10 protein-coding genes are annotated in these 13171 nt (G+C 73.0%); 1 reads left to right on the forward strand and 9 read right to left on the reverse strand.

What is annotated here, in order from left to right; genetic code table 11:
- Positions 1-38: 38 nt before the first annotated feature.
- Positions 39-1430 carry a sporulation protein gene (locus B9S64_RS13010; protein ID WP_103488773.1) on the forward strand — a complete coding sequence of 464 codons (1392 nt, stop codon included), beginning with the start codon at positions 39-41 and terminating at the stop codon, positions 1428-1430.
- Positions 1431-1580: 150 nt separating this feature from the next.
- On the opposite strand, the gene B9S64_RS13015 is transcribed toward B9S64_RS13010, so the two are convergent.
- From B9S64_RS13015 to rsmI, 9 genes are all read right to left on the reverse strand, one after another.
- Positions 1581-2273: a LuxR C-terminal-related transcriptional regulator gene (locus B9S64_RS13015; RefSeq protein ID WP_103505011.1), complete on the reverse strand. Its 693-nt coding sequence runs from the start codon at positions 2271-2273 to the stop codon at positions 1581-1583.
- Positions 2274-2498: 225 nt separating this feature from the next.
- Positions 2499-4430 carry a PQQ-binding-like beta-propeller repeat protein gene (locus B9S64_RS13020; protein WP_109492049.1) on the reverse strand — a complete coding sequence of 644 codons (1932 nt, stop codon included), beginning with the start codon at positions 4428-4430 and terminating at the stop codon, positions 2499-2501.
- Between the two features lie 58 nt (positions 4431-4488).
- Positions 4489-6402, reverse strand: a complete 1914-nt coding sequence (locus B9S64_RS13025; RefSeq protein WP_109492224.1) for a PQQ-binding-like beta-propeller repeat protein — start codon at positions 6400-6402, stop codon at positions 4489-4491.
- Positions 6403-6804: 402 nt separating this feature from the next.
- Complete coding sequence (locus B9S64_RS13030) at positions 6805-8622, reverse strand: ABC-F family ATP-binding cassette domain-containing protein (protein ID WP_103491827.1); 1818 nt, start codon at positions 8620-8622, stop codon at positions 6805-6807.
- Positions 8623-8735: 113 nt separating this feature from the next.
- Positions 8736-9635, reverse strand: coding sequence for a 4-(cytidine 5'-diphospho)-2-C-methyl-D-erythritol kinase (locus B9S64_RS13035; protein ID WP_103491828.1), 900 nt, complete (start codon positions 9633-9635; stop codon positions 8736-8738).
- Complete coding sequence (gene rsmA, locus B9S64_RS13040) at positions 9632-10519, reverse strand: 16S rRNA (adenine(1518)-N(6)/adenine(1519)-N(6))-dimethyltransferase RsmA (RefSeq protein ID WP_103491829.1); 888 nt, start codon at positions 10517-10519, stop codon at positions 9632-9634. Before rsmA ends, B9S64_RS13035 begins: the two co-directional genes overlap by 4 nt.
- Positions 10520-10661: 142 nt before the next feature.
- A complete protein-coding gene (locus B9S64_RS13045; protein ID WP_103491830.1) occupies positions 10662-11528 on the reverse strand; it encodes a TatD family hydrolase in 867 nt (288 codons plus the stop codon).
- Between the two features lie 62 nt (positions 11529-11590).
- The gene (locus B9S64_RS13050) at positions 11591-12043 is read right to left on the reverse strand and encodes a hypothetical protein (RefSeq protein ID WP_103491831.1); all 453 of its coding nucleotides are present in this window, start codon (positions 12041-12043) and stop codon (positions 11591-11593) included.
- 204 nt (positions 12044-12247) lie between these two features.
- Positions 12248-13144 (reverse strand): 16S rRNA (cytidine(1402)-2'-O)-methyltransferase, encoded by an 897-nt coding sequence (gene rsmI, locus B9S64_RS13055; RefSeq protein WP_103491832.1) that lies wholly within the window; start codon positions 13142-13144, stop codon positions 12248-12250.
- Positions 13145-13171: the final 27 nt, after the last annotated feature.

The following is a 13171-nucleotide window of genomic DNA, read 5'->3' on the forward strand; positions in this document are numbered from 1 at the left end:
CCGCCCTGTTGCCGACCTGGTGGAAAAGGGGAATCAAGGTGGCGTCGACAAGCCGTCGGAAGCGACCGCCGAACGCGGATCTGGCCCGGCTCATCGAGACCTGCGGCGCGAGCCACAAGTCCCTGGCCCTGCGAGTCAACCAGCTCGCCAAGCACGCGGGGACGGAGACGGACTACTCGCATACCTCGCTCGCGAACTGGTGCCGACGGGGCATGATCCCCAAGTGGCCGGTGCCCACGTTGCTCGCGCAGGCCCTCAGGGAACGGCTTGGGCGGCGCGTGTCTCTGTCTGAAATCGGTATGGGTGATGCGGAGACACCGGACGCCGATGTGGGGTTGGATTTCCCCCGGGACCGTGCTGATGCGGTCCGAGTGGCCACGTCGTTCTGGAGTTTCGTGAACCGCCGCGACTTCCTGACCGGATCCGGCTTCGCCGTGTCCGCGTTCACCACCCCCGTGACACGGTGGCTGGTCACCCCCGCCGACGAGGCCGCCGACCTCGCCGACGGCAAGCAGGTCGGCCGGGCCGACCTGGAAGAACTCCGAGACGCGGCCGCCGAGGCCCGCCGCTGGGACTCCAAATACGGCGGCGGGAACTGGAAGGCCAACTCTGTCACCGTCTGCCTCCAGGAACGGGCCGCCCCGCTCCTGCGGGGTTCCTTCACCGATGACGTGGGCCGCGACCTGTTCTCCGTCACCTCCGAACTGTCGAGGCTGGCCGGGTGGACCGCCTTCGACGTCGGCCAGCACGATGTGGCCCAACGGCACTTCATCCAGGCCCTCCGCCTGGCCCGTGCGGGCGGTGACGTCCAGCTCGGCTGCTACGTCCTGACCACAATGGCCATGCAGTCCCTGCTGAGGGGCTTCCCCTCCGAGGCCGTCGATATGGCCCAGGGAGCTTTCGAACGCGCCAAGGGCCGGGCCGCCCCGCGTGTCCTGGCGTTCACCAAGCTCATCGAGGCCCGGGCCCACGCCCGCGAGAACAACGCCAGGACCGCCTCACGGGTCCTCGCGGTGTCCGAGGACCTCATCAGCCGGGCCGACCGGACCAGTGGCGACGAGCCCGCGTGGATCGACTTCTATCACCACGCGAGGCTGTCCGCGGACGCCGCCGAGGTCTTCCGCGACCTGAAGAACCCCAAGGCGTCACTGGCCTGGAACCAGCGGGCAGCCGCCATGCCGTCCGGGGTGTTCACCCGCTCCGTCGGGATGCGGCTCGCGATCGTGGGGACCGCCCACCTCCAGGCCCGCGACCTCGACCACGGCCTCGCACTGGGCAACCGGTCCGTCGACATCCTCGCCCGCGTCCAGTCGAGCCGGGCCAAGGACTACGTCCGCGAGTTCAACACTGCCCTCGCCCCCTGGCGGCGCGAGCCCTCCGTCCGTGACTTCATCCACCGCACCCGCACAGAACTCGGCGTCGCAGCCTGAGCACGTACGACGTCGCCTTGCACCACCGCGTACGGACTTCTGCCCAGACCGCCGCTGTGCCCGGTCGGTCCGCGCAAGGCCGGGGTGCCGGTACGGGCCCCGGTCCGCGCGGGCCGGGCCGTCGCCGTCCGCGCCGGGCCGTCGCCGTCCTCACGCGGGGCGGCCCGGGGCCTTCCGCGTCGCGGCGGCCCGGTCCAGCAGCCCCGTGCGGGCGGCCAGCGCCGCCGCCTCCAGCCGGGAGCCCACCCCCAGCTTCATCAGGACCCGCTGCACATGGGTGCGCGCGGTGCTCGGCGCGATGCCCATCCCGGCCGCGATCAGCCGGGTGTCGTCGCCCTCCGCGACCCGTAACAGCACCTCGACCTCGCGCGGGGTGAGCATCCGCAGCAGCCGTTGCCCCTCGTCGTCGGGCTGGACCGGTGGGTGGAGGAGGTCGGAGAAGGCGCCCCGCAGCAGTTGGGGGGCGATGGCGGCCTCTCCGGCGCGGGCCTTGGCCATGGCGCGCTCGACGCCCTCGATCCGTTCGTCGTGGCGGACGTATCCGGCCGCCCCGGCGGCGAAGGCCGCGGCGATCCCACGCGGGCTCGGCACCGGGCCGAGCACCACGACGGCCACCTGGGGGCGCTCCCGCCCGATCCGTACGATCGGGTCGAAGGCGCCCGGTTCGGCCGGCGTCGCCGTCCCGAAGAGGCAGACCTCCGGCGCCCGGCTGACCACGAGTTCGGCGGCCCCTGCCGTCGGCGCGGCCGCCGCCAGTACCCGGTGCCCGCGCAGTTTCAGTGCCGAGGCGAGCGCCTCGGCGAGCAGACGGTGGTCATCGACCACCATGAGCCGCACACCCATGCGAGCAACCCCCCTGTGCTGTTGTGTGTCCTGGAACAGGCCCCCCGGCCGCCCCTCTGGACCCGGCAAGTTACACGCTTGTTCGACGCGGTGCGCCCTCTATCGGGCAGGAGCCCCCAGAATGCCGAATTCTGCTGTGTTCAGGGCTACTTGGCGGGCGGAAAACGATCGGCCCTGCCGGTCGACCGATCGCCCGGCAGGGCCGCCGCTCACCCGTGGGACGGGTCAGTGGGTGGTGAAGGACACCGCGAGGTACTGCTTCTCGTCGGGGAACGCGCTGCTGGGCGTGGAGAGCGACCTGGGCGAGAGGAACATCCGGCCCTCGCCGTAGAGGATGTCCTCGAAGTACGCGGAGAAGCTGCTCTCCGTCTTGCGGACCGTCTCGTCGCCCGGGTTCTTCATCAGCACGGTCTCCTTGAAGGTGGAGCCGTCGACGGACACGATCTGCCCGCCCTCGTCGTACGGGGGCGCCTTGTACGCGATCACGTTGGTGCCGTCCATGCGCAGCGGGACGAGGTGGTGGCGGTCGCCCGCGTCCGCCTTGCCGCCGACGAGCTTCCCGGTGGTCAGGTCGAACGCGACGATCTCGTTGGTCCGGCCGTACTCGCCGCCGCCCTCGTGCTCCTCGGTCGGCACGTAGATCCGGTTGTTGCCGACCGCGAGGGCCGTGCACTTCTCGACCTCGGTGGAGCCGCAGTCACCGGCGTACTTGTCGGCGTCCGCGGAGATCCTGACGATCAGCTTGCCGGTCTGCGCGTCGATCGAGAAGAAGTCGGAGATGCTGCTGCCGTCCCCGGCGGTGTCGCCGACGTCGGCCGCCACGACGAGCGGCTTCGTGGACACGATGTGGGCGTAGTCCACCCCGGCGGGCATGGTGTACGAGGACACCGGCGCGCCCGTGGTCGCGTCCAGCGGCTGGATGCTGACCTGGGGATCGTCGTAGGAACCGCAGGCGCGGACCGCGACCAGGGCCTCACCGCCGCCGTAGCCACGGTCGTAGCAGCCCTGGGCGTCGGTCTTCGGCTTCCACAGCTCGGCCCCGGTGTCCAGGTTGAACGCGGCGCCGCCGCCGGTACCGCCCGCGGCGACCGTGGTGCCGCTCAGCGTGACCTCGTCGAACCTGACCGGCTTGTCACCGCTGCTGGAGGAGGTGACCGACTTGCTCCACAGGAGCTTGCCGGTGGTCATGTCGAGCGCGCCGACCTGGTTGCACGACGGGTACTTGGCCTCCTTGGTGGGCTTGGCCTCCTCGAAGACGACGGCCGTCTTGTAGTCCTCGCTCATGTGCCGGGAGGCCGCGCAGATCTGGCCCTTGAGCGGAACGGACCAGAGCTTGGTGCCCTTGTCGATGTCGAAGCCGGTGATCTCGTACACGCCGGGCTTGACGTACGCCTTGTCGGTGATCCAGGAACCGACGACCGTCATCCGGTCGTCCACCTTCGGCTGCTCCAGCTGGAAGCCGACCTTCGACGCGGTGTTCGCCGGTGCCTTCTCCTTGCCGCCGGCGAGCCCGTCGCCCTTGTCGTCCTTGCCCTCGCCGCCGGTGGTACCGGCGGAGGACGCCTCGTTCTTCTTGGAGCCCCCGTCGTCACCGCCCGCCGCGTAGATGACGCCGCCGCCGATGATCAGCGCCACGGCGACCACCGCCGCGACGATGATCTTCGTCTGGGTGCCGATCTTCTTGCCGCCGCCCGGCGGCGGGGTCGCGTACTGCGGCTGCATCGGCGCGGTCGGGTAACCGTGGCCCTGCGGCGGATACGCGCCGGGCTGTCCGGGCTGCTGCGGGTAGCCGTAGCCGGGCTGACCGGGCGGGGGCTGCTGCGGGTAGCCGTAACCCGGCTGTCCCGGCGGGGGTGCCTGCGGGTAGCCGTAACCGGCGGGCGGGGGAGCCTGCCCCGGCGCGGGCGGCGGCGGGGTCTGACCGGGCGGCGGCGGGGTGCCGTACCCGCCGGGGGGCGGGTCCTGCGGGGCGCCGAAACCGCCGGCGGGAGGTGTGGGCGGGCCCGCCGGGGCGGCCGGAGGCTGGGCCGGGGGCTGCTTGCCGAGCGGGTCGGCGGGGGGCGGCGGCGGGGTGGACGGCGCGCCGAAGCCGCCGGGGGGCGGGTCCTGCGGGGCGCCGAAGCCGCCCTGGGGCGATTCGTCGTTCGGCTGGGTCATGGCGTGCGTACCTCTGGGGGATGCGAAGAGAAGGGGCGGTGGGTGACGCCGTGGGCCGTCACTCGCCGAAGGCCATCATGGTCGTCTGCTCCAGTTCCTCCGCGTCGTTGGAGGCGCTGACGCGTCCGGTGACGATGAAGGAACGGCCACCGGCGTAGGCGGTCTTGGAGGTGAAGAAGCCGCCCTCGATCCGGTTCGTGGAGTCCGGGTGCTGGAGCACGACGGACGGGGCGCCGCCGGTGGGCGCGAGCGTGGCGATCGCTCCGCCCTTGTCGTACGTGGGCTCCATGTAGAGCAGCACCTTGCCGCCCTCCATGCCGATCGGCTTCACGACGCGTCCGTCCGGGGCCGGGGCCTTCCACTTGGTCTTGCCGGTGTCCAGGTCGAACGCGACGACCTTGTTGGTGCGGCTCTCGCCGCTGGTGTCGTCCTTGGTCGCCATGTAGAAGGTGTCGGCGTCGGCCGCGACACCCGTGCAGCCTTCGAGCTCCTGGCCGAAGACCGAGAAGTCGTGGCCGCAGTCGACCGAGAAGCCGTCCCCCTTGTCACTGACCAGTCCGGAACGGTTGGTGCCGTTGCCGTTGAGGGCGAGGATGGACCATTCCTTGTCCTTGGTCAGCGAGACGACCAGCGGGTTCACCGAGTAGACCTTGTCGATCTCCCAGCCGCGCTTGGGCACGTACGTCCACCGGGCCTTCCCGGTGACCGGGTCGAGCTCCTGGATCTGGTGCTGGGGGTTGTCCACGTCGTCGGTGCGGCAGTTGACCGCGGCGATGAGCTTGGGGCCGCCGGCGAACGCGAACGGCTGGCAGTTGCCCGAGGGGTTCGCGAACAGTTCCTTGCCGTCACCGACCCGGTAGGCGTTGGAGTTGCCGGTCCGGCCGACGGTCACGGTGTCCCCGCTGATCGCCAGCTGGATGTCGGACAGTATGTCCCAGGCGCCGTTCTTCTTGACCGACTTCTTCCAGCCGGCCTTGCCGGTGGTGAGGTCGATCATCTGGAGATCGGCGCACTTCGCCTTCTCGCTGGTGCCGTCCATGACGCCGATGACGATCTTGCCGTCCTCGGTGGGGTTGTTCGGGGCCGCGCACATGTCGGCGGGCAGCGGGACGGTCCACTTCGGCTTGCCGTCGGCCACCCCGTAGCCGACGACCGAGCGGTACATCCCCTTGACGAGGGTGTCGCCGACGATCCACGGGCCGTACACGTCGGCGCCGTTGCGGGGGACGTCGATGTCGTTCGTCGTCAGCCAGAGGACCTTCGCCTCGCCCTCCTTGCGCCCGGCGTTGAGGTCGTCGTTCGTCTCCCGGCCCCCGCCCGTGCCGTCGCCCTCGTCCACGGAGGGGGAGGCGCTCGGCGTTTCGGTGCCGGTGCTCTCCTTGGCCACGGGCTTCTTCGGGTCGTCGTCGGTGCCGAGGGCGAAGTAGACGCCACCGCCGACGACGAGCAGCGCGGCGACGGCCGCGCCTATGAGGACGGCGGGCTTCCCCTTGAACAGGCCGCGCTTCGGACCGCCGGCCGGTGCGGGCGCCCCGGGGTACTGCTGCTGCGGATAGCCGTAGCCACCGGGCGCACCCGGCTGTCCGTACGGGCCGGGGGCCTGGTTGTACGGGCCGGGCTGCTGGCCGTACGGGCCGGGGGCCTGGTGGTACGGCCCCGGCTGCTGGCCGTACGGGCCGGGGGCCTGCGGGTAGCCGTACCCGGGCTGTCCGGCCGGGGGCTGCGGGTAGCCGTAGCCGGGCTGCGTGGGCGGCTGGTCGGCCGGGGCGGCCGGAGGCACCGGCGGGGCGGACGGCGGGGCGGCGGGCGGCTGCCCCGGCGCCGGGGGCGGGCCGGCGGGCGGCGGGGTCTGCGGCGGACCGGCCGTGGGCGGGGTCTGCGGCTGGGGCGGCGGCTGAGGAGTCCCCTGCGGCGGCTCCTGCGGAGCCCCGAAGCCTCCCGGCGGCGGTTGCTGGCTGGGCGGCTGGGTCATCAGCACGTCCCCCTTCGTGCGGTGCGGTCCGTTGCCCGGTTCGTTCTCCCCCGCGATTCCGTGGGGCGGAATTCCCCTCGGAAAGGAGCGAATCGGGCACGGGTGGCGCGGCGTTACGACAGTCGAGCGGGGCTTCTTTGTACCACCCGTATCACTTCGGCCACCGGTTCGGGCCATGCCCTGTTCCCAAGGGAGAACCGGGCCGTGATGCCCTCGTTACCCGGTTCCGCCGGACGCCCGTCACCACGCTCGGGTGACGGGTCGTCACCATGCCGCCCAGGGCGCCCACTTCGCCATGGCAAACCCTCAGGCGCCTCACGAATCCGCCGCCGGGCGGCCGTACCGCCGGTACAACCGCCCACCACCCGCCCGCCGTACCACCCGGCCGGAGGGGGTCCGGCCTCAGGCGTCCTCGGCCAGCTCCAGCCAGCGCATCTCCAACTCGTCGCGCTCCGCGACCAGTTCACGCAGCTCGGCGTCGAGGGCCGCCACCTTCTCGAAGTCGGTGGCATGCGAGGCGATCTGGGCGTGCAGCTCCGTCTCCCGCGTGGACATCTTGTCGAGCTGCCGCTCCACCTTCTGGAGCTCCTTCTTGGCCGCCCGAGCGGCCTGCGGCGACACCGTGGCGGCCGGGGCCGCCTTCGGCGCGGAGGAGGCGGCTGCGGAAGCCGGTGCGGCCTCCTCCTCCATGCGCTTCCTGCGCTCCAGGTACTCGTCCACACCGCGCGGCAGCATCCGCAGCGACCGGTCACCGAGCAGGGCCATCACCCGGTCCGTGGTCCGCTCGATGAAGAACCGGTCGTGGGAGATGACGATCATCGAGCCGGGCCAGCCGTCGAGGAGGTCCTCCAGCTGGGTCAGGGTCTCGATGTCCAGGTCGTTGGTGGGCTCGTCGAGGAAGAGGACGTTGGGCTCGTCCATCAGCAGGCGGAGGATCTGCAACCGCCGCCGCTCGCCGCCGGACAGGTCCCCCACCGGGGTCCACTGCTTCTCCTTGGAGAAGCCGAACTGCTCGCAGAGCTGGCCCGCGGTCATCTCACGGCCCTTGCCGAGGTCCACCCGGTCGCGCACCTGCTGGACCGCTTCGAGGACGCGCAGGTTCTTGTCCAGCTCCGCCACCTCCTGCGAGAGGTAGGCCAGCTTGACGGTCTTGCCCGCGACGATCTTCCCGGCCGCGGGCTGCACCTCGCCCTGGCTGCGGGCCGCGTCCGCGAGCGCCCGCAGCAGCGAGGTCTTGCCCGCGCCGTTGACCCCGACCAGGCCGATGCGGTCGCCGGGGCCGAGCTGCCAGGTGAGGTGGGTGAGCAGGGTCTTGGGACCGGCCTGGACGGTCACGTCCTCCAGGTCGAAGACGGTCTTGCCGAGCCGGGCGTTCGCGAACTTCATCAGCTCGCTGGTGTCGCGCGGCGGCGGCACGTCGGCGATCAGCTCGTTGGCCGCCTCGATGCGGAAGCGCGGCTTGGACGTACGGGCGGGGGCGCCGCGCCGGAGCCAGGCCAGCTCCTTGCGCATCAGGTTCTGCCGCTTGACCTCCTCGGTCGCGGCGATCCGCTCGCGCTCGGCGCGGGCGAAGACGTAGTCGCTGTAGCCGCCCTCGTACTCGTGGACCGCGCCCCGCTGGACGTCCCACATGCGGGTGCAGACCTGGTCCAGGAACCAGCGGTCGTGGGTCACGCAGACCAGCGCGGAGCGCCGGGCCCGCAGGTGCGCGGCCAGCCAGGAGATCCCCTCGACGTCGAGGTGGTTGGTGGGCTCGTCGAGCACGATCAGGTCCTGCTCGGCGATGAGCAGCTTCGCCAGGGCGATCCGGCGGCGCTCACCGCCGGAGAGCGGGGCGATGACGGTGTCCAGACCGTGCTCGAAGCCGGGCAGGGCCAGCCCGCCGAAGAGGCCCGTCAGCACGTCGCGGATCTTGGCGCTGCCCGCCCACTCGTGGTCCGCGAGGTCGCCGATGACCTCGTGCCGGATGGTGGCCTGCGGGTCCAGCGAGTCGTGCTGGGTGAGGACGCCCAGGCGCAGCCCGCCGCTGTGGGTGACCCGCCCGGTGTCCGCCTCCTCCAGTTTGGCGAGCATCCGGATGAGCGTCGTCTTGCCGTCGCCGTTGCGGCCGACGACGCCGATCCGGTCGCCCTCGGACACCCCGAGGGATACGCCGTCGAGCAGGGCACGGGTGCCGTACACCTTGCTGACCTGCTCGACATTGACCAGATTGACGGCCATTTCACTCCTGCCTCGGGGGTCCCGGATGCGGGGACCGCTCGACGTCCCAGGGTAGTCGCCACGCGGAGTACGGCGTGCGGGGTGCGGTGGCCCCCGCCGCCGCCCCTGGACGCCTACGGTTCCCGGACCGTCGCCCCCGGTGCCGGGGACACCGCTGTGCGGACCCCTCGGCAGGTGCCCGAGGCCGCCAGGGCGTCGGCCACCTTCCGGGCCGCCTCCGCGTCGGCGGCCAGGAACGCCGTGGTCGGCCCGGACCCCGAGACCAGCGCGGCCAGGGCACCGGCCGCCGTGCCCGCGGCGAGGGTGCCGGCGAGCGAGGGGCGCAGGGAGAGCGCGGCGGGCTGGAGGTCGTTGCCGAGGGCGTCGGCGAGCCCGGCGGTGTCGCCCTTGCGCAGGGCGTCCAGGAGCGCGGGCGGCGCGGTGGGGGCGGGGACCGGGGTGCCCGCGGTGAGCCGGTCGAACTCCGCGTACACGGCCGGGGTGGACAGCCCGCCGTCGGCGACCGCGAAGACCCAGTGGAAGGTGCCGCCGACCTCGATCGGGGTCAGCCGCTCCCCGCGGCCGACGCCCAGCGCCGCCCCGCCGATCAGGCTGAACGGCACATCGCTGCCCAGCTCGGCGCAGATGGCGAGCAGTTCGTCGCGGGATGCGCCGGTGGACCACAGCGCGTCGCAGGCCACCAGGGCGGCGGCCCCGTCCGCGCTGCCGCCCGCCATGCCCCCGGCGACGGGGATGTCCTTGGCGATGTGGAGGTGGACGTCCGGGCTGATGCCGTACCGCTCGGCCAGCGCGGTCGCGGCGCGGGCCGCGAGGTTGGTGGAGTCCAGCGGGACCTGGGCGGCGTCCGGCCCGGAGCAGGTGATCCGCAGGGTCTCGGCGGGGGCGACGGTGACCTCGTCGTAGAGGCCGACCGCGAGGAAGACGTTGGCCAGGTCGTGGAAGCCGTCGGGGCGCGCGGCACCCACGGACAGCCGCACGTTGACCTTGGCGGGGACTCGGACGGTGACACTCATGCGTTGCTCCCGGACGTCTGGTCCACCGGCTTGTTCTCGGCGACGGCGGCGAACTCCTCGACCGTCAGCGACTCGCCCCGCGCCTGCGGGGAGACGCCCGCCGCGATGAGGGCGGTCTCGGCGGCGGCGGCGGAGCCCGCCCAGCCGGCCAGTGCGGCGCGCAGCGTCTTGCGGCGCTGGGCGAAGGCGGCGTCCACGACGGCGAACACCTCGGTGCGGCTCGCGGTGGTGCGGACCGGCTCGGTGCGGCGCACCAGGGACACCAGCCCGGAGTCGACGTTCGGGGCGGGCCAGAACACCGTGCGCCCGATCGACCCGGCGCGCTTGACGTGGGCGTACCACGCGGCCTTGACCGAGGGGACGCCGTAGACCTTGTTGCCGGGCCGGGCGGCCAGCCGGTCGGCGACCTCGGCCTGCACCATCACGAGCGTCCGCTCGATGGACGGGAAGCGTTCCAGCATGGTGAGCAGGACCGGCACCGCGACGTTGTACGGAAGGTTGGCGACCAGCGCGGTCGGCGCCGGGCCGGGGAGTTCCGTCACCAGCATCGCGTCGGAGTGCACCAGGGAGAAGCGGTCCGCGCGCTCCGGGAGCCGGGCGGCGACGGTGGCGGGCAGGGCGCCCGCGAGTACGTCGTCGATCTCGACGGCGACGACCCGGTCGGCCGCCTCCAGCAGCGCCAGGGTCAGCGAGCCGAGCCCGGGGCCGACCTCGACCACCACGTCGTCGGGCCGCACCTCGGCGGTCCGGACGATGCGGCGGACCGTGTTGGCGTCGATGACGAAGTTCTGGCCGCGCTGCTTGGTGGGGCGTACGCCCAGCGCCGCCGCCAGTTCGCGGATGTCTGCGGGGCCCAGGAGGGCGTCGGGCTCTGTGGTGCTCACCCGGTAAGCGTACGGCGGCGGCGGGGACCGGCCCGCCCGGCGGGGGCCGCGTCGGCCCTGGCCCGCCCCGTCCGCCGTGCGGGACCGCCTGCCGGTTCCGGCGCCGCTCGCTCAGGCGGGCTCAGAAGCCGCTCAGGCGGGCTCAGAAGTCGAAGGCGCGTGCGGTGTTGTCGTAGACCGCGGCGGCCAGGGTGTCCTCGTCGGTGCCCCGCACCTCGGCCATGGCCCGGAGCGTGACCGGGACGAGGTAGGGCGCGTTGGGCCGCCCCCGGTACGGGGCGGGGGTGAGGAAGGGGGCGTCCGTCTCCACGAGGACCAGCTCGACCGGCGCCACGGCCAGCGCGTCACGCAGCGGCTGGGCGTTCTTGAAGGTGACGTTGCCGGCGAACGACATGAAGTACCCGGCCGCCGCGCAGATCCGGGCCATCTCGGCGTCCCCGGAGTAGCAGTGGAAGACGGTCCGCTCGGGCGCGCCCTCCTCGGCGAGGATGCGCAGCACGTCCGCGTGGGCGTCCCGGTCGTGGATGACCAGGGCCTTGCCGTGCCGCTTGGCGATCTCGATGTGGGCCCGGAAGGACTCCTCCTGGGCGGCGATGCCCTCGGGGCCCGTACGGAAGTGGTCGAGGCCGGTCTCGCCGACGCCGCGTACGTGGGCGAGGGCGGCCAGGGCGTCGATCTCGGCGAGCGCCTCGTGCAGGGCCGCCCTCCCGCCCGGCTCCCTGGCCCCCTGGCGCGCGCCGCCGTCCGGGTCCCCGTGCACGATCCGGGGCGCCTCGTTGGGGTGCAGGGCGACGGAGGCGTGCACGGAGGGGTGGGCGGCGGCCGTCTCGGCGGCCCAGTACGAGCCCTTCACGTCGCAGCCGACCTGGACGACGGCGGTCACGTTGACCGCCTCGGCGCGGGCCAGGCCCTCCTCGACGGTGGCGTCCTGCATGTCCAGGTGGGTGTGCGAGTCGGCGACCGGGACACGCAGGGGTTCGGGCAGCGGCGGGGCTTCGGTACGGCTCATGCCCCGACTCTACGAAAGGTCCCCCGCGCACAGGCACCCGCAGGCCGCCCGGGGCGGCGGGATCACCCGCGGTGGAAGGGGCGCAGCAGGTCGGAGAGGTGCCAGTGGTGCGTCGCCGACGCCGGGGCCAGGGCGGCCGCGGGCACGGCTCCCCCGTCCACGGCGGCCTCGGGAGCGCCCGGGGCCTCCTGGCCCTCCCGGCCCTCCGCGCCCTTGGTCCCCGAAGGACCCGAAGCCCCCGGGGGCCGCGCGCCCTTCGCGGGCCGGAGCAGGGCCTGGGCGCCGGAGACCCGGCCGGACCGCATGATCCGGACCACGTGCCCGCCGCAGTTGGCGCAGGTGGGGGTGGACAGCGGGGAGGGCACCCGCTCCCCGTCCGCCCGGTAGACCACGTAGGCGTGGCCCGAGCCGTCGACGTGGTGTTCTATCTCGTAGGCCTGTTCCCAGCCGTGTCCGCACCTCATGCACGCGAAGGCGTACGCCTCGTGCACCGTGGTTGCCGCGCTCTCGCTCATGCCTGTTCCTCCTGTCCGTGGACAAGCACTCCGGCAGGCGCTCCGGCCCCGTGCTCCGACCGTGCCCCGGACATGCGTTCCGCCTTCCAGTGGACGCCTTCCGGAGCCGCCGCGCACCAGCTCTGCCGAGTGTTGGAGAGGTCTTGGTCCTTCTGTGGCCGAAGGCCCGGAACAGGGCCTTCCACGCGGGGCCCGCTTTACGTTTCAGGCCTGCCCTTTGCCATCGGACGGGGTGGTCCCGGCCGCGTTCTTCGCCGCGACCACCGCGTCGAAGACCTCGCGTTTGGGCAGGTGGGCGTCGGCGGCGACCGCCGCGATGGCCTCCTTGCGCCGCTCCCCCGCCTCCTCGCGCACCCGCACCCTGCGCACCAGCTCGGCGGCGTCCGGCCGCTCGCCGGTGGTGTCCGCCGCGCCTTCCACGACGACGGTGATCTCGCCCCGTACGCCCTCGGCGGCCCAGGCGGCCAGCTCACCCAGCGGGCCGCGCCGCACCTCCTCGTACGTCTTCGTCAGCTCCCGGCAGACCGCCGCCCGGCGGTCCGCGCCGAACACCTCGGCCATCGCGGCCAGGGTGTCGTCCAGCCGGTGCGGCGCCTCGAAGAAGACCATCGTGCGCCGCTCGTCGGCGACCTCACGCAGCTTGCCCAGCCGCTCGCCCGCCTTGCGCGGCAGGAAGCCCTCGAAGCAGAAGCGGTCCACGGGCAGCGCGGACAGCGCGAGGGCGGTCAGCACGGCCGAGGGCCCCGGCAGCGCGGTGACCCTGATGTCCCGCTCGACGGCCGCCGCGACGAGCCGGTAGCCGGGGTCGGAGACGGACGGCATCCCGGCGTCCGTGACCAGCAGGACCCGTGCCCCGTCGGCCAGCGCCTCCACCAGCTCGGGCGTCCGCGCGGCCTCGTTGCCCTCGAAGTAGGAGACGACCCGGCCCGTCGTGCGGACGCCGAGGGCCTGGGTGAGACGGCGCAGCCGCCGGGTGTCCTCGGCGGCCACCACATCGGCGGTCTCCAGTTCGGCGGCGAGCCTCGGCGGGGCGTCCGCCACGTCGCCGATGGGGGTCCCTGCGAGTACGAGCGTTCCAGTCGTTCCAGTCACATCGGCCATCCTCCCAGCACGGGCGGCGCCCCTCGC

The organism is Streptomyces sp. SM18 (assembly GCF_002910775.2).
Taxonomy (GTDB): Bacteria; Actinomycetota; Actinomycetes; order Streptomycetales; family Streptomycetaceae; genus Streptomyces; species Streptomyces halstedii.